Raw genomic sequence first — 25942 nt, 5'->3', positions numbered from 1 at the left:
CCGCGAACACCGGGAACGACGCGTACAACTCCCGCCCCATCCCCACCCGCTGACTCCCCTGACCGGAGAACAGGAAGGCGAGCCCGCCGGAGCCGGCGGTGCCGCGGATCACCTCGGGTCCGTCGAGGGCGCGCAGTGCCCCGACCGGGCCGAGGACCACGGCTCGCTCCTCCAGGTGGGCCCGCGAGGAGACCAGCGCCTGGGCGACCGCGACCGCATCGCCGTCGGCCGCCAGGCCGGCGATCTGCCCGGCCTGCGCCCGCAGCGCCTCGGCCGAGCGCGCGGAGACCACGAAGGGCACCAGGGGCGGTGCCGACAGGGCGTGGTCGGGTTCGGCGTCGTCCGGGGCCTGCTCGATGATCACGTGCGCGTTGGTCCCGGAGACACCGAACGCCGACACCGCCGCCCGACGCGGACGCCCGACCTCCGGCCAGGGCCGCTCCTCCGTCAGCAACCGCACCTCACCCGCCGACCAGTCCACATGCGGCGACGGCGCATCCACGTGCAACGTCCGCGGCAGCACCCCGTGCCGGATCGCCAGCACCGACTTGATCACACCCGCCACACCCGCCGCCGCCTGCGTGTGCCCGATGTTCGACTTCACCGACCCCAACCACAACGGGCGCTCCCGCCCCCGCCCGTACGTCGCCAACAACGCCTGCGCCTCGATCGGATCACCCAACGTCGTACCCGTCCCGTGCGCCTCCACCACATCCACCTCCGACGGACCCAACCCCGCCGAAGCGAGCGCCGCACGGATCACCCGCTGCTGCGACGGCCCGCTCGGCGCGGTGAGCCCGTTGGACGCGCCGTCCTGGTTCACCGCGCTGCCGCGCAGCACCGCGAGCACCTGGTGCCCGTTGCGCCGGGCGTCCGACAGCCGCTCCACCAGCAGCAGACCCACGCCTTCCGCCCACCCCGTGCCGTCCGCCGCCGCCGCGAAGGCCTTGCAGCGCCCGTCCGGGGACATCGCCCGCTGCCGGGAGAACTCCACGAAGGTGGTGGGCGTGGTCATCAGCAGCACACCGCCGGCCACCGCCAGGTCGCTCTCCCCGCTGCGCAGCGACTGGGCGGCCAGGTGCAGCGCGACCAGCGACGACGAGCAGGCGGTGTCGACCGTCACCGCCGGGCCCTCGAACCCGAAGGTGTACGAGATCCGCCCCGACGCCACGCTGCCCGCGTTGCCGATGCCCAGGTAGGCCTCCAGTTCCCCGGGCACCTGCTGGTTGCCGGAGCCGTAGTCGCGGCCGGAGATGCCGGCGAAGACGCCGGTGCGGCTGCCGCGCAGCGCGGTCGCGTCGATGCCCGCGCGTTCGAAGAGCTGCCAGGCGGTCTCCAACAGCAACCGCTGCTGCGGGTCGACGGCGGGCGCCTCGCGCGGGGAGATGCCGAAGAACTCGGCGTCGAAGTCGCCGATCGTGTCCAGGAATCCGCCGTGCCGGGCGTAGGAGGTGCCGGGGCGGTCGGGGTCGGGGCTGTACAGGTTCTCCAGGTCCCAGCCGCGGTCCGTCGGAAACTCGCCGAGGGCGTCGACACCGTCGCTGACCAGGCGCCAGAGGTCCTCGGGCGCACCGACCCCGCCGGGGTAGCGGCAGGCCATGCCGACGATGGCGATCGGGTCGGTGTCCGGCGCGGCCGAGGTCGCGGGGGCGGCGGCCGGCGGCTCCTCGGCGCCCCACAGCTCGTCGGCCAGCCAGTCGGCGAGCGCGGCGGGGGTGGGGTGGTCGAAGACCGCGGTGGCGGGAAGCCGTCGTCCGGTGGCGGCGCCGAGCCGGTTGCGGAACTCGACGGCGGTGAGCGAGTCGAAGCCCTGCTCGCGGAAGGCCCGGGCGGGGTCGATCGCGTCCTCGGAGCGGTGCCGCTGCACGGCGGCGGCCTGGGCGCGGACCACGCCGAGCAGGCTGCGGCGGCGCTCGGCCGCCGGCAGCGCGGCCAGCCGTCCGAGCAGGTCGCCCCCCGGCTCGTCGGCCGCCGGTTCGGGCGCGCCGCCGCCGGCGAGCTCGGCGGCGAGCGGGTGCCGTCGGCCGCGGAACAGGGTCGTCCAGTCGGCGTCGGCGACCACCAGGTGGCTCTCGCCGTGGTCGAGGGCCTGGCCGAGGATCTCGACCGCCTGCACGGGCGGCAGCGAGACCAGGCCGTGCCGGAGCAGCTGCTGCTCGGCGCCGTCGGCGGCGATGCCGTCACCGGCCCAGTGACCCCAGGCGATGGCGGTGGCGGGCAGCCCGGCGGCCCGGCGTTCGGCGGCCAGGGCGTCCAGGTAGGCGTTGCCCGGGGCGTAGTTGGCCTGGCCGGGAATGCCCGCGACGCCCGCGAGCGAGGAGAACAGGACGAACGCGGCGAGCTCGCGGTCGGCGGTGAGCTCGTGCAGCAGCCGGGCGGCGCCGGCCTTGGCGCGCAGGGCGAGCTCCTGCCGCTCGGCGGTCAGGGTGGGGATCAGTCCGTCGTGCAGGGCGGCCGCGGTGTGCACCACGGCGGTGAGCGGCAGCTCCGCGGGTATGCCGTCCAGGACGGCGGTGAGCGCGTCGCGGTCGGCGACGTCGGCGGCGGCGAAGCTCACCCGGGTGCCGAGGGCCGCGAGTTCGGCCTCCAGCACGGCCGCGCCGGGCGCGTCGGCGCCCCGCCGGCTGACCAGCAGCAGGTGCTCGGCGCCGCGCGCGGCGAGCCAGCGGGCGACGTGCCCGCCGAGGGCGCCGGTGCCGCCGGTGATCAGGGTGGTGCCGGTCGGCTGCCAGGGTTCGGCGGCCTCGCCCACCGGGGCGGCGGTGACCAGGCGCCGGGCGAAGGCCCCGGCGGGCCGCAGGGCGAGTTCCACCTCGCGCTCGGCGGCGGTGTCGGCGATCAGCGCGGCGGCCTGCCGCCAGACGCGCCCGTCGGGCTCGGCGGGCAAGTCGAGCAGTCCGCCGTGCAGGTCGGGCTGTTCGACGGCGAGGATCGCGCCGAAGCCCCAGACCAGGGCCCGGTCCGGGTCGGTGACCGGGTCGGACGGGCCGGTGGAGACGGCGCCGCTGGTGAGGTACCAGATCGGGGCGGGTGTCCCGGTGTCGTCCAGCGCCTGGGCGAGGGCGACCGAGGCGGCGTGCGACCAGGGCAGCGCGGGGTGCTCGGGGTGGCTGCCCGCGCGCAGGGCGAGCAGCGAGACCACGCCGGCCACCGGGCCCGCGGCGGTCAGGTCGGCGGCGAGCCGGGCCCGGTCCGGGCCGACGGCCAGCACGGCGGTCCGGGCACCGAGCGCGGCGAGCGCCTCGCCGAGGGCGGCCGTCCACGGGTGGGTGGTGTGCTCCTCGGCGGTGACGATCAGCCAGCTGCCGTCCGCGGCGGGCGAGGCGGGCACGGCGGCGGGCCGCCAGGTGATCCGGTGGCGCCATCCGTCGGCGGCGCTCGCCGCCTGCCGGCGGTCCCACCAGGAGGCCAGCGCGGGCAGCACGGGGATGAGCCGGTCGTCGTCGACGCCGATCTCCTCGCCGAGCCGTCCGGCGTCCCGGCCGGCGACCAGGTCCCAGAACCGGCCGTCGGGGGCCGGCGCCCGGCCGGCGAGGTGCTCGGGCGAGCGCGTGGCGTCCAGCCAGTACCGCTGCCGCTGGAAGGGGTAGGTGGGCAACTCGGCGGGGTGGGGGGCGGTCCCGGCGAAGGCGGCCGTCCAGTCCACGGCGACGCCGCGGACGTGGAGTTCGGCGACCGAGGTGAGCCAGCGGGTCCGACCGCCCTGGTCGCGGCGGAGCGACCCGGTGACCACCGGGCCGGCGACGCCGGCGTCGTCCAGGGTGTCCTCGATGGCGTCGGTGAGCACCGGGTGCGGGCTGACCTCGACGAAGACGGTGTGCCCGGTGACCGCGAGCTGCCGGGTGGCCTGCTCGAACCGCACGGTGCGGCGCAGGTTCTGGAACCAGTACGCGGCGTCCAGTCCGGCGGTGTCCTGCCACGCGCCGGTGACGGTGGACAGCAGCGGAACGGTACCGGTGCGCGGGCGGACGGGAGCGAGCAGCTCCAGCAGCTGCCCGCGCAGGGCGTCGGTCTGCGCCGAGTGCGAGGCGTAGTCGATGTTGACCGGGCGGACCCGGACGCCCTCGGCGGTGTAGGCCTCGGTGAGTTCGGCGAGCGCGTCCAGGTCACCCGAGACCACGGTGGACAGCGGGCCGTTCACCACGCCGATGGACAGCCGCCCCGGCCAGGCGGTGATCCGCTGCTCGACCTCGGCGAGCGGGTGGGCCACCGACACCATGCCGCCCTTGCCGGAGAGGGTGGCGAGCGCCTGGGCGCGGCGGGCGACGATCCGGGCCGCGTCGGGGAGGGTCAGTCCGCCGGCCACATACGCGGCGGCGACCTCGCCCTGGCTGTGACCGACCACGGCATCGGGGCGCACCCCGTACGCCTGCCAGAGGGCGGCGAGGGCGACCATCACGGCCCACAGGGTCGGCTGGACCACGTCCACCCGGTCCGGGTCCGGTCCGCCGGGGACGCCGCGGACCACGTCCAGCAGCGACCAGTCGGTGTGCGGGGCGAGCGCCTCGGCGCACTCCTCCAGGGCCTCGGCGAAGACCGGCTCGGTGGCGAGCAGTCCGGCGGCCATGCCGACCCACTGGGAGCCCTGGCCGGGGAAGACGAAGACCACCTTGCCGGGGGTCCCGGCGCTGCCGCGGACCACCTCGGGCCCGTCCAGGTCGCGCAGCGCGTCCGGGCGGCCGACGGCCACGGCCCGCTCCTCGAGCGTGGCCCGGCCGCGCACCAGGGTGTGGGCGGCGTCCAGCGCGTCGGTGTGCTCCAGGGCGGCGGCGATCCGCCCGGCCTGGACGCGCAGTGCCTGGGCCGAACGGGCCGACACGACGAACGGCAGCACGTGCGGGGCCGTCCCGCGCTCGGCGGGCCCGGCTGCCGGGGCCTGCTCGATGATCACGTGCGCGTTGGTCCCGGAGACGCCGAACGCCGACACCGCCGCCCGACGCGGACGCCCGACCTCCGGCCAGGGCCGCTCCTCCGTCAGCAACCGCACCTCACCCGCCGACCAGTCCACATGCGGCGACGGCGCATCCACGTGCAACGTCCTCGGCAGCACCCCGTGCCGGATCGCCAGCACCGACTTGATCACACCCGCCACACCCGCCGCCGCCTGCGTGTGCCCGATGTTCGACTTCACCGACCCCAACCACAACGGGCGCTCCCGCCCCCGCCCGTACGTCGCCAACAACGCCTGCGCCTCGATCGGATCACCGAGCGCCGTACCCGTCCCGTGCGCCTCCACCACGTCCACCTCCGACGGACCCAGCCCCGCCGAAGCCAACGCCGCACGGATCACCCGCTGCTGGGAGCTGCCGCTGGGGGCGGTGAGCTGGCTGCTGCGGCCGTCCTGGTTGACGGCGGAGCCGCGCAGCACGGCGAGGATTCGATGGCCGTTGCGCCGGGCGTCGGAGAGCTTCTCCAGGACGATCAGGCCGGCGCCCTCGCCCCAGCCGGTGCCGTCGGCGGCGGCGGCGAAGGGCTTGCACCGGCCGTCCGGGGCGAGGCCCCGCTGCCGGCTGAACTCGATGAACATGCCGGGCGCGGACAACACGGTGGCGCCGCCCGCGAGCGCCAGGTCGCACTCGCCGGCGCGCAGCGCACGGGCGGCGAGGTGCAGGGCGACCAGCGAGGACGAGCACGCCGTGTCGACGGTGACCGCCGGGCCCTCCAGTCCGAGGGTGTAGGCGATCCGGCCGGAGGCGACCGAGGTGGTGGTGCCGGTCAGCACGTACCCGTCGGTCTGCTCGGCGGGCAGGTGGTGCATGCTCGGGCCGTACTCCTGGGCGATGACGCCCGCGAAGACTCCGGTGCGGCTGCCGCGCAGCGCGTGCGGGTCGATCGCGGCGTCCTCCAGCGCCTCCCAGGCGGTCTCCAGCAGCAGCCGCTGCTGCGGCTCGGCGGCGAGCGCCTCGCGCGGCGAGACGCCGAAGAACCCGGCGTCGAACTCTCCCGCGTCGTAGAGGAAGCCGCCCTCGCGGGCGTAGCTGCGACCGGGCCGGTCCGGATCGGGATCGTAGAGGTGGTCGAGGTCCCAACCGCGGTCGGTCGGGAACGGGCCGACCACGTCGCGTTCCTCGGTGACCAGGCGCCACAGCGCCTGGGGGGTGTCGGCGCCGCCGGGGAAGCGGCAGGCCATGCCGACGATGGCGATCGGCTCCTCCGGGCCGGTGCCTTCGGCCTTGGCCTCGGCCTCGGCGAGCCGTCGGCGGGTCTGGTGCAGCTCGGTCGCGACCTTGTTGAGGTAGTCGCGCAGCTTCTGCTCGTCCGTGCTCATTCTCTGCGTGCCTTCCTCAGGAAATTCCGAGCTCGTTGTCGATGAAGTCGAAGATGTCGTCGTTGCTGATCTCGCCGATCCGGGCGGCCAGGTCGTCGTCGCCGGCCGGTGCCGGTGCGCCGAGCCCCGTCAGCAGGGCGGCCAGGCGGGCAGCCGCGTCGGCGCGGGCGTCCGGGTCCTCGCGCAGGGCCGCGAGGACCTGCTCCAGCCGGGCGAACTCGGCTGCGGTGTCGGGGAGCCGGGGTTGTTCGGCCGGTGCCAGCCGCTCCCTCAGGTGGGCCGCGAGGGCGGTCGGGGTGGCGTGGTCGAACAGGGCGGTGGTGGGCAGTCGCAGGCCGGTGGCCGTGTTGATCCGGTTGCGCAGCTCGATCACCCCGAGCGAGTCGAACTCGGCGTCCATGAAGCCGATGTCGGGCCGGACGGCGCCGGCGTCGGGGTGGCCGAGCACGGCGGCGGCGGTCGACCGGACCAGGTCCAGCAGCTCCCGTTCCTGCTCGGCGGCCGGGCGGCCGGCCAGCCTGGCCGTCAGGGCCGCCGCGCCGTCACCCGCCGCCCCGCGCCGGGGGCGGCGCGGGGCCAGACCGCGCAGCAGCGGCGACAACCGGTCGGCGGGGACGGCCGCGGTGTCGATCCGCGCGGCGGCGAGCAGGGCGTACGGCGTCCCGGGGGTGCCCTCCGGCGTGCCGAGGGCGGCGTCGAACAGGGCCAGGCCGTACGCGTTGTCCATGGGCGCGAGGCCGGTCGCGGCGAGCCGTTCGGTCTCCGCCGCGCCGAGGCCGGCCGCCATGCCGCCGGCCTCCGCCCAGTGACCCCATGCGAGCGAGACCGCGGGCAGGCCGCGTACCCGGCGGTGCTGGGCCAGTGCGTCCAACTGTGCGTTGGCCGCGGCGTAGTTGGCCTGGCCGGGGTTGCCGAGCAGGCCGACGGCGGAGGAGAACAGGACGAACGCGGCCAGGTCCAGGTGGGCGGTGGCGCGGTGCAGGTGCCAGGCCGCCTCGGCCTTGGGCGCGGCGACCCGGCGCAGCCGCTCGGCGGTGAGCGAGCCCAGCACGGTGTCGTCCAGCACACCGGCGGTGTGCACGACGGCGGTGAGCGGGTGGGCGGCCGGCACGGCCGCGACCAGTGCCTGCACCGCCGCCGGGTCGCCGAGGTCGCAGGCGGTGACGGTGGTCCCGGCGCCGAGCGCGGCGAGTTCGGCCGCGAGGTCCGCCGCGCCGGGAGCCCGCACGCCCTGTCGGCTCGCCAGCAGCAGGTGCCGGACGGCATGGTGGGTGACCAGGCGCCGGGCCACCAGGCCGCCGAGCGCACCGGTGCCGCCGGTGACCAGCACGGTGCCGCCGTCCGCGAGCGGTGCGGGCAGGGTGAGCGCCAGCTTGCCGGTGTGCCGGGCCTGGCTGAGCCGGCGGACCGCCTTCGCCGCGTGCCGGACGTCCTGGGCGTGCACCGGCAGCGGGGTGAGCGTGCCCGCGGCGAACAGCGGGGCGAGTTCGGCGAGGACGGCGGCGATCCGGGCGGGATCGACGTCGAACAGGTCGAACGCCAGGTACGCGGCGCCGCCGTACTCCCGTGCGACCGCCGCCGGATCGCGCTGGTCGGTCTTGCCCATCTCGACGAACCGGCCGCCCGGGGCCAGCAGCCGTAGCGAGGCGTCCGTGAACTCCCCGGCCAGCGCGTTGAGGACGACGTCGACGCCGTGTCCGCCGGTGGCCGCCCGGAACGCGGACTCGAAGTCCAGGGTGCGGCTGGAGGCGATCCGGTCGCCGTCCAGGCCGAGGCCGCGCAGCGTTGCCCATTTGCCGGGGCTCGCCGTCCCGTACACCGTGGCCCCACCGTGCCGGGCCAGCTGGACAGCAGCCTGGCCGACCCCGCCGGCGGCGGCGTGGACCAGCACGCTCTCCCCCGCACGCAGCCCCGCCAGGTCGTGCAGGCCGTGGTACGCGGTCAGGAACGCGACCGGGACGGTGGCGGCCTGCGCGTCGCTCCAGCCCTCGGGGACGTGGAACAGCAGCCGGTGGTCGGTGACCGCGACCGGGCCCAGGGTGCCCTGGACGAGGCCCGCCACCCGGTCGCCCACCCGCAGGCTCTCGACACCCGGCCCGGTCTCCAGCACCGTGCCGGCAGCCTCCGCACCGATCCTGGCGCCGCCCGGGTAGACGCCGAGCGCGATGAGCACGTCCCGGAAGTTCAATCCGGCGGCGCGCACCGCGAGCCGCACCTCGCCCGGCCCGAGCGGGCGGCGGGCCTCGGGGGCGGGCAGCGCGGCGAGGCTGTCCAGGCTGCCCGGGGTATCGGTGTCGAGCCGCCAGGTATCCCGGCCGGTCACGTCCAGCAGGTCCTTGTGGTGGTCCCGGGTCAGCCGGGGGACGAGGATCTCGCCGGAGCGCAGCGCGAACTGCGGCTCGCCGGTGGCGAGCGCGCGGGGCAGCGCGGCCAGCGACTCGCGGGTGCCGTCCAGGTCCACCAGCAGCAGGCGGTCGGGGTGCTCGGCCTGCGCGGTGCGGACCAGGCCCCAGACGCCGCCGGCTGCCGGGTCGGGCACGTCCTCGCCGGGATGGGTGGCGACGGCGTGCTCGGTCGCGACCGCCAGCGTGCCGCCGTCACCGGCCAGCCACTCCTGCACCGTGGCCAGCGCCGCCCCGGCGTCCCGTACCACGGCCAGCGCCGTGTGTGCGGGCCGCGCCCCGGCCGCGCTCACCGACGGCCGTGTCCGGTCCAGCCGGTGTGCCTCCTCCCCGAACGCCACCCAGTCGACGGCGGGCCCCGCCGTGCCGGCGGCGGGTTCGACGGCATCGGCCGGGAGGACCTGCCAGTCGAGCCGCAGGGACGTCTCCCCCGTCCCGGCGGCAGCCGCCCGCAGGGTGAGGGCCGCCACGGTGGCGACCGGTGTGCCGGAGAGGTCGGCCGCTTCCAGTGCCACGGTGTCCTGGCCGGCCGGGGTGATCCGGACCCGCAGCGCGGTGGCGCCGGTGCGGTGCACCGTCACGTCCCGCCAGGCGAAGGGCACGACGGTCCGCTCGGCCTCCCGGACCACCGCGTGCAGTGCGGCGTCCAACAGGGCCGGGTGCATCGCGTACGAGGCGGCGTCGGCGGCGGGGGCGGTCTCCGCGTACAGGTCCTCGCCGCGCCGCCAGGCGGCACGCAGGCCCCGGAACGCCGGGCCGTAGTGGTAGCCGCGGCCGGTCAGGCCGGCGTACAGGTCGTCGAGGTCGACCGGCTCGGCACCGGCCGGCGGCCACGCGGCGTCCGGCGACTGCGGTGCAGGGCCGGGCGGGGCCAGGACGCCGGTGGCGTGGCGGGTCCACCCGGCGTCCGGGAGGTCCGGCTGCGAGCGGAGCTGGACCGGTCGTCGGCCGGTGCCGTCCTCGTCGCCGACCACTGCCTGGAGCCTGATCCCGCCGTGCTCGGGCAGCACCAGCGGAGTCTCCAGGTCGAGCGACTCGACCCGGCTCGTCCCCGCGTGCGTCCCGGCCTGCACGGCGAGTTCCAGCAGCGCGGTGCCCGGGAGCAGGACCGAGCCGCCGACGGCGTGGTCGGCCAGCCACGGGTGGGTCCGCAGCGAGATCCGGCCGCTGAGCAACAGTCCGGCGCCGTCGGGGAGTTCGGTGACCGCGCCGAGCAGCGGGTGCCCGGTGGCCGCGAGCCCGCCCGTCCCGCCGTCGGGCGCGGTCGGCTGGTCGAGCCAGTACCGATCGCGCTGGAAGGGGTAGGTGGGCAAGTCGGTGCGGGCCGGCGCCCCGGGGAGCACGGCGTGCCAGTCGATCTCGACGCCGTGCAGGTGCAGCCGGGTCAGGGCCTCGGTGACGGTGTCGCGTTCGGGCCGGTCGGCGCGCAGCGCGGCGGCCAGCACCCGGGGCTCGGCGGAGTCGTCGAGGCTGTCCTCGGCCAGCGCGGTGAGCACCGGGCCGGGACCGAGTTCCAGGTAGGCGGTGACCCCGGCCGCCCGGAGGCTGCGCACGCCGTCGTGGAAGCGGACCGCCTCGCGGATGTGCCGCACCCAGTAGCCGGGGCTGCGCAGCTGCTCGGCGGTGGCGGGCGCGCCGGTGAGGTTGGACACCACGGCGAGCCGCGGCTCGCGGTAGTCGAGGCGCTCGGCGACGGCGCGGAACTCCTTCAGGACGGCGTCCATGTGCGGTGAGTGGAAGGCCCGGCCGACCTGGAGCAGCTTGGTCCGGCGGCCTCGGGTCCGCCAGGCGTCGGCGATCCGGCGCACCTGCTCGCCGTCGCCGGAGAGCACCACGGAGGAGGGGCCGTTGACGGCTGCCAGCGACACCGCCGGCCCGAGGTCGGCCGCCACCTCGGCCTCGGTGGCCCGCACCGCGACCATCGCGCCCGCGGCGGGCAGTGCCTCCATCAGCCGGCCGCGCGCGGCGACCAGGGTGACGGCGTCCGGGAGGGAGAGCACCCCGGCCAGGTGAGCGGCGCTCAGCTCGCCGACCGAGTGCCCGATCAGGTGGCCGGGGCGCAGCCCGTACGACTCGGCGAGCCGGTGCAGCGCGACGTGCAGGGTGAACAGCGCGGGCTGGGTGTACGCGGTGGTGTCCAGCAGCGCGGCCTGCTCGGTGCCGGGGGCGGCGAACATCACCTCGGTGAGCGGTACGGCGAGCTCGCCGGCGAACAGCGCGGCGGCCTCGTCCACGGCGGCGGCGAACGCCGGTTCGCAGGCGTACAGCTCGTGGCCCGCGCCGGGCCGCTGGCTGCCCTGGCCGGAGTACAGGAAGGCGGTGCGCACGCCGCGGGCGGCGGTGGCCCGCAGCAGCCCGGGGGCCTCCCGGCCGTCGGCGAGCGCCCGCAGGCCGTCCGCCGGGTCGCCGAGGACGGCCGCCCGGTGCTCGAAGTGCGTCCGCGTGGTGGCGAGCGCCCGGCCCAGACCCGGCGTTCCCCGCTCGGCCAGCGGCACCAGCCGCTCCGCCTGTGCGCGCAGGGCCGCTTCGCCGCGGCCGGAGACGAGCAACGGCACGCGTTCCGCGGCGGGTCCGGCGGTGGCGGGTCGCCCCGGCTCGGTGCCGGGGTGCGCGGCCGGCGACGGTCCGGTGCCGGAGGCCGGCCGGGCGTCGGTGGCCTCCGACCCGGTGTCCGCCGGGTCCTGCGGCGCCTCCTCCAGGATCAGGTGGGCGTTGGTGCCGCTGATCCCGAACGAGGAGACGGCGGCGCGGCGGGGCCGCCCGGTGGCGGGCCACGGCGTGGTGCGGTCGAGCAGCGCGACGTCCCCCGCCGCCCAGTCGACGTGCGGGGAGGGCGCGTCCAGGTGCAGCGTGCCGGGCAGTTCGCCGTGGTGCAGCGCCTGGACGAGCTTGATCACGCCGGTGACGCCGGCCGCGGCCTGCGTGTGGCCGAGGTTGGACTTGGCGGAGCCGATCAGCAGCGGCCGCTCGCGCCCGTGTCCGTACGCGGCGATCAGCGCGCCGGCCTCGATCGGGTCGCCGAGCGCCGTACCGGTCCCGTGCGCCTCGACGGCGTCGACGTCGCCGGGAGCGAGGCCGGCCTGGGCGAGGGCCTGGCGGATGACGCGTTCCTGGGCGGGGCCGTTGGGGGCGCTGAGCCCGTTGGAGGCGCCGTCCTGGTTGACGGCGGAGCCGCGGACGAGGGCGAGGACACGGTGGCCGCGCCTTCGCGCGTCGGAGAGCCGCTCCAGCAGGACCAGGCCGACGCCCTCGGCCCAGGCGGTGCCGTCGGCGGCGGCGGCGAAGGGTTTGCACCGCCCGTCCGGGGCGAGTCCGCGCTGGCGGCTGAACTCGGTGAACATGCCGGGTGCGGACATCACCGTGACGCCGCCGGCAAGGGCCAGGTCGCACTCCCCGGCGCGCAGCGCCTGGCCGGCGAGGTGGATCGCCACCAGCGAGGACGAGCAGGCGGTGTCGACGGTGATCGCCGGGCCCTCCAACCCCAGGGTGTACGCGAGCCGGCCGGAGGCGACGGAGCCGAGGGAGCCGGTGAGGGCGTGGCCCTCGTACGCGGCAGGGGTCTCGTGCAGGCGCGGCCCGTACTCCTGCGGCATGGCGCCGACGAAGACGCCGGTGCGGCTGCCGCGCAGGGTGGCGGGGACGATGCCGGCCCGTTCGGTCACCTCCCACGCGGTCTCCAACAGCAGCCGCTGCTGCGGGTCCATCGCGGCCGCCTCCCTCGGGGCGAGGCCGAAGAAGGCGCCGTCGAAGCGGTCGGCGTCGGTCAGGAACCCGCCCTGGCGGGTGTACGAGCTGCCGGGGCGCTCCCCGTCGGGGTCGTAGAGCGCCTCCAGGTCCCAGCCGCGGTTGGCGGGGAACGGTCCGATCGCGTCGCGGCCGTCGCGCAGCAGCTCCCACAGCTGTTCGGGGTCGTCGGCGCCGCCGGGCCACCGTCCGCCGAGCGCGACCACCGCGATCGGGTCGTCGTCCGCCGCCGCCCGGAACTCCCCGGCCGGCCGGGCCGGCCCCGCCGGTGCGGCCAGGTGCGCGGCGACCGCGCGCGGGGTGGGGTGGTCGAAGGTCAGCGTGGACGGCAGGGCGAGGCCGGTCGCTCCGGAGAGCCGGTCGCGGAACTCGACGGCGGCGACCGAGTCGAAGCCGAGGTCCTTGAAGGTGCGGTCGGGGTCGATCGCGTCCGGTCCGCTCTGGCCGAGCACCAGCGCGGCCCCGGCACGGACGGCGGCCAGCGCCGCCTCCTCGCTCCAGCCGTCGGCCTCCGGAACGCTCTGCTCCCCGGCCACCGGGGCGCCACCCGCCGCCAGCGGCGCGGTGACGCCGTCCAGCCACAGCCGGCGGCGCTGGAACGCGTAGGTGGGCAGCGGCACGTGCCCGCCCCGCCCGGGGTACCGCGCGGACCAGTCGACGGCTCCACCGCGCACCCACAGGTCGGCCAGGGCCGCCTCGAACTGCTCGGGCCCGCCGTGGTCACGGCGCAGTGTCCCCGTGACGGCGGCCTGCCCGTCGGCGGTCTGGGCCAGCCCGGACGTCAGCACGGGGTGGGCGCTGACCTCGACGAAGGTGCGGTGCCCGTCGGCGAGGGCGGACCGCACGGCGTCGTCGAGCCGGACGGTGCCTCGGAGGTTGCGGTACCAGTAGTCGGCGGTCAGCCCGGCGGTGTCCAGCGGGCCGCCGGTGACGGTGGAGTAGAAGATGAGCTCGGCGCCACGGGGGCGGACGTGCGCGAGCAGGCCCGGCAGCGTCCCGCGCAGCGGCTCCACCTGCGGGGAGTGCGAGGCGTAGTCGACCGGGACGAGCCGGGCCCGGACGCCCTCGGCCCGGTACTCCCCGACCAGTTGCTCGACCGCGTCCCGGTCGCCGGAGACCACGGTGGCGGCCGGACCGTTGACGGCGGCGATGTTGAGCGCCGCGGACCGGCGGCCGAGCCGCTCGGCGACCTCGGCGGAGGGTGAGGGGACCGAAGCCATCGCGCCGAGGCCGGAGGTGCCCAGACCGGCGATGGCCCGAGCACGCAGTGCGACCACCGCGGCGGCGTCGTCCAGGGTGAGCGCACCGGCGACGTACGCGGCCGCGATCTCGCCCTGCGAGTGGCCGATCACCGCGTCGGGCCGAACGCCCTCGGCCCGCCACAGCGCCGCCAGCGACACCATCACGGCGAACAGCGCGGGCTGGACCACGTCCACCCGGTCCAGCTTCGGCGCACCGGGTTCACCGCGCAGCACGGCGCTCACCGACCAGTCGGTGTACGGAGCGAGCGCCCGCTCGACGGCGGCCAGCTCGTCGGCGAACGCCGGTGCGCGGTCGAGTAGTTCACGGGCCATCCCGTCCCACTGGGCGCCCTGGCCGGGGAAGACCAGCACCGTCCCGCCGCCGCTGTGGGAGCGGCCCTGGACCAGCCCGGCGGCCTGCCGGCCCTCGCCGAGGGCCGTGAGGCCGGCCAGCAGCTCGTGCCGGCCGGTGCCGGTGACGGCGGCGCGGTACTCGAAAGGGGTGCGGGCGGTGGCGAGCGCCCGCCCGATCACGGCCGGGTCGAGGTCCGCCCGCCGCTCGGCGAACTCGGCGAGTCGGCGGGCCTGTTCGCGCAGCGCGGCGGGGCTTCGCCCGGACACCGGCCACAGCACCGGCCCGGCCGCCGGGGCGTCCGGCGCGGTGGTGACCCGGGCGTCCGGCGCGGTGGTGACCAGCACGTGCGCGTTGGTACCGCCGACCCCGAACGAGCTGACCCCGGCGACCGGGTCCTCCTGTCCCTGCGGCCACGGACCGGACTCGGTCCGCACCCGCAGCCCCAGCTCCTCGAACGGGATGTCCGGGTTCGGAGTACGGAAGTTGAGGCTGGCGGGCAGCCGCCGGTGGTGCACCGCGAGGACGGTCTTCAGCAGTCCGACGATCCCCGCCGCGCCCTCCAGATGGCCGATGTTGGTCTTCGCGGAGCCGACCAGCAGCGGCGCTCCGGCGCTCCGGCCGGCGCCGAGCGCGTCCCCGAGCGCGGCGGCCTCGACCGGGTCACCGACCCGGGTGCCCGTGCCGTGCAGTTCGACGTACCCGACCCGTCCGGGCTCGACCCCGGCGCGGCGCAGGGCGCGGCGCACCACGTCCGCCTGGGCGGCGGCGCTCGGCACGGTCAGCCCGTCGCTGGCGCCGTCGCTGTTGACCGCGCTGCCGAGCAGCACGGCGTACACCCGGTCACCGTGGGCGAGCGCCCGGGCCAGCGGCTTGAGGACCAGCACCACGCCGCCCTCTCCGCGGACGAAGCCGTTGGCACGGGCGTCGAAGGTGAAGCAGCGGCCGTCGGGTGAGAGCGCGCCGAACCGCTCCATGGCGATCGCGGAGTCGGGGGCGAGGTTGAGCTGGACCCCGGCCGCCAGCGCGTACTCCGCCTCACCCGCGCGCAGCGCCTCCACCGCCAGGTGGACGGCGACCAGCGAGGAGGACTGCGCGGAGTCAACGGTCAGGCTGGGGCCGCGGAGGTCGAGCGCATAGGAGACCCGGTTGGCGATGACACCCCGGTTCAGGCCGGTGAGGGTGTGCCGGGAAGGTGCCCCGGTCCGGGCGGCGAGGGCCGCGTAGTCGCCGCCGATCGCGCCGACGAACACCCCGGTTCGGCTACCGGCCAGCCTGGTCGGCAGTACCCCGGCGTCCTCCAGTGCCTCCCAGGCCAGTTCGAGCACCAGGCGCTGCTGCGGGTCGGCGGCGGAGGCCTCGGCCGGGGAGATGCCGAAGAAGTCCGGGTCGAAGCGGTCGACCTGGTCGAGGTAGCCACCGACCCGGAGCGGCTCACCCTCGGGGAACCGCCCGACCGGAGCCGGCCCCACCGCGCTGCGGCCCGTGTCGAGCAGGTGCCAGAACGCCTCCGGGTCCGCCGCGCCCGGCAGCCGGCAGGCGGCGCCGATCACGGCCACCGCCTGCGGTGAGCCGGCGTCGGGCACGGACAGGTCGAAGGATTCCGCCATGGTGGGTTCCACTCCTGGGGCCGGTGTCGTCTTCCGTCCCGCAGCCTCCCCCGCCGGTCCGGCCCGCCGGGCCCCTAGGCAACCCCTGTCGTACCCCTAGCGCCGAGGCCGTACGGCACCCCGGCCGAGGCCCCGGGCGGGGAAGCGGCCGCGGCGGCACCGCGCTCGCCCGCTCCGATCACCGCCACCAGGTCCATCCGCCGGCGGACCCCCAACTTCCGGTACACCTTCGTCAAGTGCTGCTCCACGGTGCTCACCGTGATGAACAGCTTGCGCGCGATGTCCCGGTTGGACAGACCGTGGACGGCCAGTTCGACCACCCTCCGCTCGGCGTCCGACAGCCCTTCCGCCGGGGGCACGACGGCTTGTCGCGCAGCGGTCGGACGGGCGGGCTGCGGCTGCACGGCTACCGGCTGCGCGACGAGCGCCTGCGCCACCGCCGGATGCGCCACCGCCGGCTGTGCGAGCACCGCGTGCCCCACCGCCGGGTGCGCCTTCGCCGGGTGACCGCCGGCCGATGGCATGACCCCCGGGACAACCGAAAGTGCCGGACTGCGGCGCAGCCGACGGCCCGTCAGCCGGGCACCGCCAGGGTCGCCGTCCGTCAGCTGTGCCTCGCTCAACTCGGCCAGCGCCCCCGCCAGGTCGGCCTCGGCACCCGCCTCCTCCAGCAGCTCCACCGCCTGCTCCAGCAGCGCGGTGCTCTCGTCCCGCGCCCCGGCCGACGCCCGGATGACCAGCGCCTGACCGCGCAGCCGCAGCGGACCCCCCTCGCCCAGACGGGCGAGCTGCTGGTCCGCCAGGAACGCCGCTGCCTGCGGACGACCCAGCGCCCGCTGCGCCCGGGCCGCCCCGAGCCGCCACGGCGCCATCGCCGGCAGGTGCTCCACGCCCCAGCGGGCCATCGTGTCGCCGCACGCCCGGTACTCCCCGAGGGCCTCCTCCGCGCGACCCACCGCCAGGAGATGCCCGGCCCTGGCGTACCGCAGGTGCAGCCCGCCGGGCGTCCGCGCCATCGCCTCCGGCACCACGAGTTCCAGGAACCGCGCCGCGTCCTGGTGCAGGCCGAGCGCCGTCCTCGCCGCCACCATCGTCGACAGCGGCAGGCCGACCGCCACGCCCCAGGCATCCGGGGTGACCTGGGCGAACGCCGCCCTCGCGGCCTCGTCCGCCGTCCGCAGGTCGCCCTGGCGCAGCGCCGCCTCGGCCCGCAGCGCGGAGTACAGCGCCTGCCACGGGGTGCCGCACCGCAACGTGCCCCGCTCCGACAGCACGCCGCACCAGTACGCGGCCCGGTCCCCGCGGTCCGCGTACAACAGGACCGTCAGCGCCGCACTCAGCGCCTCCATGCCCGGCCCCTCCACGCCCCGATGGCCCGGCCGGCCGTCCTTCAGGAGCGCCTCCGCCCGCACCACCGCCGCGCCGATCGCGGTCGTCCCGGCCAGCAGCCCCGCCAGCAGCCCCATGCCGCCGGCCGCTTCTGCCCCGTGCCCCGCGTCCCCGGGCTGCTGAGGCAGCAACGACGGATACCAGTAGGCCAGCCACGACCGCAGCCCCGCGCTGGCCCCGGTGCCTCCCGCACCCGCCTCGAATCGCTCCAGCGCGGCCACGCCCTCCTCCGGACGGCCCTGCCAGAACAGGTGCCGGATCTCCTTCAGCTCGTGCCGCAGCGCGCCCGCACCCTCCCCGTACGTCCCGGGCAGCGACGGCACACAGCGGACCACCACCGCGTCGTCGAGCGCCGATCCGCCGCCGCCCGCCACCGACGGGTACGCGGACGACCCGACCGACGACAGCGGCTCGACACCCCCGGCCCCCGAGCCCGACCCGGCGTAGAGCGGAAGCGACTCCGCCGAGCCCTTCGGGTCCGCCCTGACCGCCGACGGCGCGGTCTCCTGCGCCCCGCCTCCTCCGGGCCACCCCGCCTCAGTGCCCGGGGGCAGCGCCGCCGCAGCCGCCCATGCCCCCGCCGGTCCGTCCTCCGCCGCCGCGCGGGCGGCGGGCGCCGCGTGCCACGGCGGACGCCGGTAGCCCTTGGCGGCACGGGTGTGCGCGGCCACCGTCCCGGGTTCGGCCCCGGCAGCGCGCAGAAGGCGGGCGGCGCGCTCGTGGAGGCTTGCCAGTTCCTCGGGCCGCATCGCGGCGAGCAGGTCCCCGGGCGCGCTGGGGTGCCGGAAGCCGCCGTCCCTGAAAAGCCCTGCCGCGTGCAGCAGGTAGAGCGCCCGCGGCAGTGCCTCGGCGGGCAGCAGCAGCAGTTCGGCCAGCAGCGACGGGCTCGCCGCGGCCCCGAGGATCGCGACGCCGCGGGCGTACCGCAGCGCCAGCGGGTCGATCCGGTGCAGGCAGTGCATCAGTCCGCGCCGGTAGCCCTCCCCGGCCACCAGGGCGTTCGGCGTCCTGGCGCGTTCCTGATCGCCCATCAGCGCGTGTACCAGCAGGGGGTTTCCGCCAGTCAGGTCGTGCACCTCGCGCCCCACGCGGGCCGCCACCTCCTCGCCGAAACGTTCGCGCAGGATCTGCACCACCAGCTCGCCCGACAGGACGTCCAGCCTGACCTGCCGGTGGTGCGGCTGGCGCGCCAGCTCCACCTCGAAGAAGGGGTTCGGCGGGGTCATGGTCTCGCGCGAGCTGAGGACGGTCAGCACGCCGGCGTTCCTGGTCCGCCGCACCAGGTACAGCAGGAACTCCAGCGACTGGGGGTCGGCGTCCTGCCGATCGTCGACCGCGATCAGCACCGGTCCTCGCGCGGCCAGCCCCCGCACCAGACCGAACAGCCCCTCCAGGGTGGGCTGTCCCAGCCGGCCCTCCAGACCCTCCGGGGATCCCGCTCCGGCCGTCCGGGCCCGGTGGGCGGCCTCCACCGCGCCCTGCGCGAGCAAGGTCTCCGCCGCGGCCTCCTCCGCGGGCTCCAGCGGGGCGCTCTGCAGCAACTGCCGGGCCAGGCACAGCGGGAAGTCGCGCTCCAGCGGGGAACCCGTGCCCATCAGTACGGTGGCGCCGCGCTCGGCCGCCATGTCGCTGAAGGCGTACAGCAGCTCGCTGCGGCCGCTGCCCACCGAGCCGTGCAGCGCGACGACCGCGCCGACGCCGGCTTCGCACCCTTCCAGTGCCTGCGCGAGGTGCCGGTACTCGGCCTCCCGGCCGGCCGGCAGCGTTCTCGGAAGGTCGTGCGTCAAACGCACCGGGGCGATGGACATCCGTACTCCTGGAGCAAGCCACGCGGGAGCGCGGCCGTACGGCGCCCCCTACACGGGAATCGCGAAGTTCATGGTCGGGTCATCCTGTCGGCCCACCGGACGGCACACCCGTGCTCCGGCCCTCGGCCGACCTCCGTCAACGACACAGGGAACTGGCACGCCTCAGCAGGTCGATGTCAAGCCTCGCCACCAACCGGAGCCCGACCATGCGACGTCCACCCGCCCCCTGGCCCACGACCATCTCCATCCCCCCCAATGGGGCACACGACTGCGCTTGCGGCATGACGCCATGCCACCTGGCTTATCCCCGGGGCACCCCACCGCAGTGTGGGGGTTGCCGGTCAGTCGGCCGGGGCCGTGCGACTGACACTCTTCGCCACCGACAAGTCTAGAAAGGGCCAGCTCGGCCCGTCAATGAATTTCCGTCAAGGGCCGGCCGGGGACAGCGAAGAAGCCGCGGCGGTCCTCGCGTGGTGCGACCGAAATGAGTGCGAGGCCATCACCGCGGTCGTGCGGGACCGGCCTGCGCGAACAGGCACACATGACAGTGATCTTCGCGGTCGACGCGACCGCGAAGATCACCTCCTCCGCCTCACACCATGCAGTTGATCAACTACCCGACACTTTCTCAGGCCAGCGTGAGGTGGGGTTCGAGCGTCACCTCGAAGAGGCGGTCCCACGGCAGTTCGATGCGGACGTCGCTGACGGCGGCGAGCCTGGCGGTGCGGGTGGTCGCGCCGCGGTGGCCGAGGACGAGGTGGTGGCCGGCGAAGTGGTCGCCGAAGTACTGGCGGGTCACCGGGGCGAGGCGGTCCTGGACCCAACCGTCGAAGAGGGCTTTCTGCTCGGCCGTCAGGTTCAACGGGTTCCACCCCTTGGCCCTGGCCTCCGCGTAGGCGGCCTTCTGGAGGACGTTCTTCCAGTGGTCGTCCTTGACGAACCGGTAGAGCAGGTACTCCGCGTGCGCCCGGCCCGGCGCGGTCAGCGCCGGTACCCCCATTCCGCTGGTCGAACGCTTCAGGAAGGCCCAGCGGGCCGTGCCGTGGGCCAGGGCCAGACCGAGGGCGTTGCCGCCGGTGTTCCAGCCGGAGTACGACAGCAGCGCGGCCAGGTCGACGCGCTGTTCCAGCTCGGCCACCAGGTCGTGGTCGGCGCGGTTGACGAAGACCGGGTCCACCACGACGACCGACTCCCCCGCCGCCGTCAGCCCGGCGACCCGGCGGGCGAACGCGGCGAGGTCGGCCGCCCGCTGGTCCTTGTTCGCTGAAGGGGTGTTGACCATGAGCACCAGGTCGGCGCGGCCGTCGACGACGGCGCCGCCGACGGACTTCACGTGCCGGCGGATGTTCTCGGCGAACGGGATGCCCTCGAGTTCCGCCGTCCACTGCTCGCCGGAGATCCCGGCGTACTCCACCCGGTAGGTGGGCGAGGTGCCCGCGGCGATCAGCCGGGCGACCAGCAGCGCGTCGACCTCGTCCGCGCCGGGGAAGACCTCGACCCGCCGGCCGACCCCCAACTGCTCGACCAGCTCTTCGAGCTCGACGCGTTCGGCCCGGGCCAGGCCCACCGGGGCGGTGTCGTCCTCGGAGAGCACCAGATGGCTGATGGTGCCGTCGGCGACCCACTCGACCATCTGCCGGTTGACCTCGTGGTTGCGGGCCCGCGCCCTCAGGTAGTCGTCGACCACCGCGTCCGGGATGGTGGCCCGCACCGCCGTGAGCCGGGGCCGCAGATCTTCCCGGCCGAGGTTCTCCACCTGGTCGTACAGCTTGGCCCACTCGACCAGCGCGGCCACGTACTGTTCGAGGTCGGGGTTGCCGGGGGTCAACGCGAGGCGCTGGATGGTGTCGTGGACCACGATCTGCGCGCTCGGCCGGGCCGCCCGCAGTGCCCGGATCGCCGCGATGTTGGCCCGCGCCGACTCAAGGGTGGGCGTGCCCGTGCGGGAGGCGATCAGGCCGCCGTAGGCGAGCATGCTCACCGAGATCACGTACTCGTCCGCGCCGACCGAGCCCAGCCAGCGGGCGACGGCCGCGCCGTCCCCGGGCTGGAAGAAACGGCCGAGGGTCTCGCGCGGCGGCAGTACGAGGTCGACGCCGGCGACGGCGGCGGTCATGGTCGGGCAGTAGACGTTGACGGGCCGGTCGTCGAGGGGGACGAGGGCGATCCGGCGGCCCGGACGCGGGGCCGCAGTGGCTGCCTGCGGGGTGAGGCCCAGCAGCGGGGCGGCCAGGACGGCGGCTCCGGCGGCAAGGACGGTGCGTCTTCTCATCGGTGGTGCACTCCGTTCGCGTCGGTGTGAGCGGGAACCGACCGGGCCAGCTCCCTGGTCAGGTACAGGGGTGAGGTGATGGCGTTACCCACCACCACGGCGTGTGCCCCCGCGGCGTAGGCGCGTCGCAGGTCGTCCGCCGTGCGGTAGCGGCCTTCGGCGATCACCGGAACGGACAGCCGCGCGACCAGGCGTTCCAGCAGGCCGAGATCGGGCCCCGGGGTCTTCGGGGTGTGCGAGGTGTAGCCGGAGAGCGTGGTGGCGACGGCGTCGGCACCCGCGTCGGCCGCGGCCCGTCCCTCCGCCTCGGTGGACACGTCCGCCAGGACGAGGGCCCCGGCGGCGTGCGCGGCGGCGACGACCGCCGCGAACGACTCGGGCCGCGAACGGTCGGTGGCGTCGATGGCGACCAGGTGCGCCCCGGCCTGCGCGACGGCTCGGGCGTGCCTGCTGGTCGGCGTGATGACGACCGGTCCGGGGCCGTCCTTCCACAGGCCGATGACCGGCACGTCCACCGCCGCCCGTACGGCGGCGATGTCCTCGGGGGAGTTGGCGCGGATGCCGGCCGCGCCGCCGAGGACCGCGGCGGCGGCGACCCTTGCCTGCACGGACGTGTCGCGCATCGGGTCGGCGGGTTCGTCCGGCAGCGGCTGGCAGGAGACCACCAGGCCGCCGCGGAGGGTGTCGAGAACGTTCACTGGGGCTCCGTTTCGGTGGTGTGCGGGAAGGTGACCGACCGCGGCCGGCTGCGGGGTTCGGCGGGAGCGGGACCGGCAGACCCGGGATCGACCTGCCCAGGACCAGGACCGGCAGGCCCCGGACCGGACGGCCCCCGGCGGGACGGCCCCCGGTCGGACGGCCCCCGGTCGGACGGCAGGGACATGGCCCGCCGGGTCATCGCCGCGCGGGCCGCGCCGACGGCGACCGCTGCGTCACCGAGCGCGGCCGGGACCAGCGTCACGTCGGCGTGGACCGGCAGCCGCTCGGCGGCATACGCGCTTCGGGCGTACGGCAGCAGCACTCCTCCGGCGCCTCCGGCCACCACCACCGTCTGCGGATCGAGCAGCGCCACCAGACCCGCGAGGGCCCGGCCGAGGGCGTGGCCGGCGGTGGCGAGGACCTCCGCGGCGGCCGCGTCGCCGGCGGCGCAGCGCGCGGCGACCTCCCGGCCGGTGACCTCCGCCCCGGTGCGCAGCCGATAGGCGCGGGCGAGCCCGGTTCCGGAGGCCACGCCCTCCAGGTGTCCGGTGCGCCCGCAGCCGCAGGTCAGCCCGTCGGCGTCCGGCGCCGGAAGATGAGCCGCCTCTCCGGCGCCGCCGCGCGCCCCGTGGTCGACGGCGCCGCCGCGGACCAGGCCGCCGCCGAGACCGGTGCCGACCGCGACCAACAGCACATGTGCGTGACCGCGGGCGGCCCCGGCCCAGCTCTCGCCGAGGGCGGCGGCGTTGACGTCGTTGTCCACCACGACCGGTCGGCCGATGCGCCGGGCCAGCTCATCGGCCACCGGTGTCCCGGCCCAGCCGGGCAGGGAGTCGGTGGCGTACCGGACGACGCCGGTGGCCGGGTCGATAAGACCCGCGGCACCGACGCCGACCGGGCCGGCGCCGCCGAGGCGCCGGGCCAGGTCGGCGGCGGTCCGCAGTACCGCGTCCGGGCCCTGCGCGGCCGGGGTGTCGGCTCGCGCCTGGTCGAGCACGGCGCCGTCGGGTCCGACGAGGGCGGCCAGCGTCTTGGTGCCGCCGATGTCGATGCCGAGTACGGCGTTCACTTCAGCCCCGTGTGGGCGAGGCCCTCGATGAACTGCTTCTGGGCGATGACGAACACGATCAGCACCGGGATCGCGGTCAGCGACGCCGCGGCGAGCTGGACGTTCCACATGGCCCCGCCGTAGGAGTCCACGTACTGGGTGAGCGCCTGCGGCAGGGTGAACTTCTCCGGCGAGGAGAGGTACACCACCGGCTCCAGGTAGAGGTTCCAGCTCTGCAGGAAGGTGAAGATCGCGACGGCGCCGAGCGCCGGCCTGGCGAGCGGCAGGGCGATCCGCCGGAACGTGCCGAAGTAGCCGATGCCGTCGATCCGGGCGGCCTCCTCCAGTTCATTGGGCAGGCTGATGAAGAACTGCCGCATGATGAACGTGGCCATGACGCTCGGCGCGCCGAAGACCGGCACCAGGATCAGCGGCCAGTGGGTGTTGGTCAGGCCGAGGTCGTTGAACATCTGGAAGAGCGGGACGATGGTGACCTCGCTCGGGATGAGCAGGCCCACCAGCACCACCAGGAACAGCGCGTTCTGGCCGCGGAACCTGATGCGGGCGAAGGCGTACCCGGCGAGCGAGGACACGATCATCGTCCCCGCCGTCACCAGCGCGGCGATGTAGAGGCTGTTGACGTACTGCTGGACGAACGGGCGCCCGTCGAAGACGTCCTTGTAGGCCGAAACCGTCGGATCGGTCGGGAAGAGCTTCGGCGGGTAGGCGAAGATGTCGCCGATGGGCTTGAACGACGACGTCACCATCCACCAGGTCGGGAAGACGAAGGGGATCGCGAGCACGCAGAGCAGGCCGTACAGGGCGACTCGGGTGCGCAGCGGGAGTTTACGATTCATGGAAGACCCACCTCTTGCGCATCTGCCACTGCAGCACGGTGAGCGCCAGCACGATCAGCAGCAGCAGGATGGACAGGGTCGCGCCGTAGCCGAAGTGATGGAACTGGAAAGCCTGCTGGTAGAGGTAGTAGACGAGCACGGTGGTGGACAGCTTCGGGCCGCCCTGGGTGAGCACCGCGATCTGCGCGAACACCTGGAGCGAACCCACGATGGTGATCACCGACGTCAGCAGGATGGTCGGGCTGATCAGCGGCAGGGTGATGGACCGGAACCGGACCCACGCGCCGGCCCCGTCGACCCGGGCCGCCTCGTACAGCTCCTTGGGCACGCCCTGGAGGGCGGCGAGGAACAGCACCATGTTCAGACCGACGTTCTTGAACACCTGCACGACGATGACCGAGACCATGGCGGTGCCCTCGCCGCGCAGCCAGTTGGGTCCGTCGATGCCGACGGTGTGCAGCAGGCCGTTGATGCCGCCGTTGTTCTGGAGCAGGAAGCCCCACACGATGGTCCAGGCGACCAGCGACACCACGACGGGAGAGAAGAACAGCGTGCGGAACACCGTCATTCCGCGCAACTTCTGGTTGAGCAGAACGGCGAGCAGGAGGGCCAGGCCGAGGTTGAGCACCACCAGGCCGACCGAGAACAGGGCCGTGGACTTCAGTACCTGGGGCAGGTTGGCGTCGTCCAGCAGCTGGGTGTAGTTGTCGCCGCCCGTGTAGTGGAAGTCGCCGGCCAGCACGTTCCACTCATACAGGCTGTACCGGAGGACCAGGGCGATGGGCAGCAGCACGAAGACGGCGCTGCCGAGGAGTTGGGGCGTGATGAACGCGAGACCGGCGAGCTGGTCACGTCGGCGCCGGGTCCAGAACGGACGTCGCGGCGGTTGCCCCGCGGGGGCGGACCCGCCCTTGGGCAGGTCCGCCACCGCTGTTCGCGGGGAGACGGACATGGTCACTTCTCCAGCAGCGGGGAGATGTTCTTGCACAGGTCGCCGAGGACGCCCTTGACGTCGGCGTTCGGCGTCCACAGCGGGTCCAGCCCGGCGCGGACCCGCTGGGCGAGTTCGGCCTGGCCGGCGTGGCCCGGCTTGACCACACCCTTCTTGACACCGTTGACGACCACGCTTTCGAGCTGCTCGGTCTTCAGCAGCGGGTTGGTCTTGGCCAGGTTCTCCGCGGTGAGGAGGGAGTCCCGGGGCGGCGGGAAGTAGGCGGCGAACTTGGCGGCGTTCTGCGGGTTGGTGAAGTAGGCGAGGAAGTCCTTGGCCTCCTTGGTGTGACCGCCCCGCTTGACCACGCCGATGCCGGCCTGGCCGATCACCGAGTAGTCACCGCCCGGACCGGCCGGCAGCGGCACCAGGTCCCAATCGAACTTGACCCCGTCCAGCAGCGCCCCCCGGCTGATCTGGGTGATGGTCATCGCCGCGTCACCGGTGAAGAAGTCGGCGGACTCGCCGGGCCCCGGCATCGCCTTGTCCTCGAAGATCCCCTTGTGCAGGGTGGTCATCGCGTCGACCATCGGCGCGCTGTCGAAGGTGCAGGTCCTGCCGTCGGCGCTCCAGGGCTCGGCCTTCCAACCGCCCCAGAAGGTGGCCGCGTTGCTCCATTCCTTGTACTCGAAGTCACGGATCACGATGCCGGCCTTGCCGGTGGAGCGGTGCACCTCGGCGCCCTCGGCGAGCACGGTCGTCCAGTCCCACCTGCCCTCCTTGATGAGCTCGTCCGGGGTCTTCTGGCCGGCCTGCTTCAGCAGGTCGCGGTTGACGAAGACACCGAACGGCGAGGTGGAGAACGGGTACGCGTACAGCTTGTCGTCGCGCTTCCAGAGCTTGGTGGTGCTCGGGATCAGGTCCTCGTACTGGTAGCCGCTGGTCTGCTTCAGGGTGTCGTCGAGCGGCACCAGGGCCCCGGAGCTGACGAAGTCGACCGCGTCCGTCTCGAAGACCCAGGCGAGGTCGGGGGCGTTGCCGCCGGTCATCTGGGTGGTGAGCGCCGTGCTGTAGCTCTCGAACGGCAGCGGGTCGAACTTGATCTCCTTGATCTCGGGGTGGGCCTTCATGTACTCGGCGGCGATCTCGTTGAAGAGCGTCAGGTGCGGCTTGTTGGACGTCCAGACCGTCATCCGCAGGCTCACCGGACCCTTGTCGCCCCCCGAGCCCTCTCCACCGCACGCGGCCAGGACCAGCGTGGCGGACATCGCGGCGGCGGCCGTGGCCAGCCCTCTACGTATCGACATGATGTTCTCCCTCG

9 protein-coding genes and 1 riboswitch are annotated in these 25942 nt (G+C 75.2%); all 9 genes read right to left on the bottom strand.

Going from position 1 to position 25942, the window contains the following annotated elements; translation table 11 throughout:
* A partial coding sequence (locus ABTX81_RS30205; protein WP_502892894.1) for a type I polyketide synthase occupies positions 1-6247 on the bottom strand: 6247 nt, incomplete at its 3' end.
* A gap of 37 nt (positions 6248-6284) precedes the next feature.
* Positions 6285-15617, bottom strand: coding sequence for a type I polyketide synthase (locus ABTX81_RS30200; protein ID WP_350552078.1), 9333 nt, complete (start codon positions 15615-15617; stop codon positions 6285-6287).
* A 74-nt stretch (positions 15618-15691) separates the two neighbouring features.
* Complete coding sequence (locus ABTX81_RS30195; RefSeq protein WP_350552075.1) at positions 15692-18814, bottom strand: helix-turn-helix transcriptional regulator; 3123 nt, start codon at positions 18812-18814, stop codon at positions 15692-15694.
* Between the two features lie 265 nt (positions 18815-19079).
* Positions 19080-19192: riboswitch (SAM riboswitch) on the bottom strand.
* A gap of 250 nt (positions 19193-19442) precedes the next feature.
* Entirely contained in the window at positions 19443-21086 is a 1644-nt protein-coding gene (locus tag ABTX81_RS30190) for a DUF4127 family protein (protein WP_350552072.1), read from the bottom strand.
* Positions 21083-21784, bottom strand: coding sequence for an N-acetylmannosamine-6-phosphate 2-epimerase (locus tag ABTX81_RS30185; RefSeq protein ID WP_350552069.1), 702 nt, complete (start codon positions 21782-21784; stop codon positions 21083-21085). The genes ABTX81_RS30190 and ABTX81_RS30185 overlap by 4 nt, the downstream gene beginning before the upstream one ends.
* The gene (locus ABTX81_RS30180; RefSeq protein WP_350552066.1) at positions 21781-22854 is read right to left on the bottom strand and encodes an ROK family protein; all 1074 of its coding nucleotides are present in this window, start codon (positions 22852-22854) and stop codon (positions 21781-21783) included. Before ABTX81_RS30180 ends, ABTX81_RS30185 begins: the two co-directional genes overlap by 4 nt.
* Positions 22851-23690 (bottom strand): carbohydrate ABC transporter permease, encoded by an 840-nt coding sequence (locus ABTX81_RS30175; RefSeq protein WP_350552063.1) that lies wholly within the window; start codon positions 23688-23690, stop codon positions 22851-22853. The genes ABTX81_RS30180 and ABTX81_RS30175 overlap by 4 nt, the downstream gene beginning before the upstream one ends.
* On the bottom strand, positions 23680-24642 hold the full coding sequence (locus ABTX81_RS30170) for a carbohydrate ABC transporter permease (protein WP_350552060.1): 963 nt from the start codon (positions 24640-24642) through the stop codon (positions 23680-23682). The genes ABTX81_RS30175 and ABTX81_RS30170 overlap by 11 nt, the downstream gene beginning before the upstream one ends.
* 2 nt (positions 24643-24644) lie before the next feature.
* The gene (locus tag ABTX81_RS30165; protein ID WP_350552058.1) at positions 24645-25928 is read right to left on the bottom strand and encodes an ABC transporter substrate-binding protein; all 1284 of its coding nucleotides are present in this window, start codon (positions 25926-25928) and stop codon (positions 24645-24647) included.
* Positions 25929-25942 lie beyond the last annotated feature (14 nt).

The organism is Kitasatospora sp. NPDC097605, from assembly GCF_040302725.1.
GTDB lineage: Bacteria > Actinomycetota > Actinomycetes > Streptomycetales > Streptomycetaceae > Kitasatospora.
This window is presented reverse-complemented; position numbering and strand designations above follow the sequence as displayed.

Bases quoted from the DNA above. Each gene is read 5' to 3' on its own strand.
- ABTX81_RS30200 (WP_350552078.1), bottom strand. From the start codon at position 15,617: ATGGCGGAATCCTTCGACCTGTCCGTGCCCGACGCCGGCTCACCGCAG.
- ABTX81_RS30195 (WP_350552075.1), bottom strand. From the start codon at position 18,814: ATGTCCATCGCCCCGGTGCGTTTGACGCACGACCTTCCGAGAACGCTG.
- ABTX81_RS30190 (WP_350552072.1), bottom strand. From the start codon at position 21,086: ATGAGAAGACGCACCGTCCTTGCCGCCGGAGCCGCCGTCCTGGCCGCC.
- ABTX81_RS30175 (WP_350552063.1), bottom strand. From the start codon at position 23,690: ATGAATCGTAAACTCCCGCTGCGCACCCGAGTCGCCCTGTACGGCCTG.
- ABTX81_RS30170 (WP_350552060.1), bottom strand. From the start codon at position 24,642: ATGTCCGTCTCCCCGCGAACAGCGGTGGCGGACCTGCCCAAGGGCGGG.
- ABTX81_RS30165 (WP_350552058.1), bottom strand. From the start codon at position 25,928: ATGTCGATACGTAGAGGGCTGGCCACGGCCGCCGCCGCGATGTCCGCC.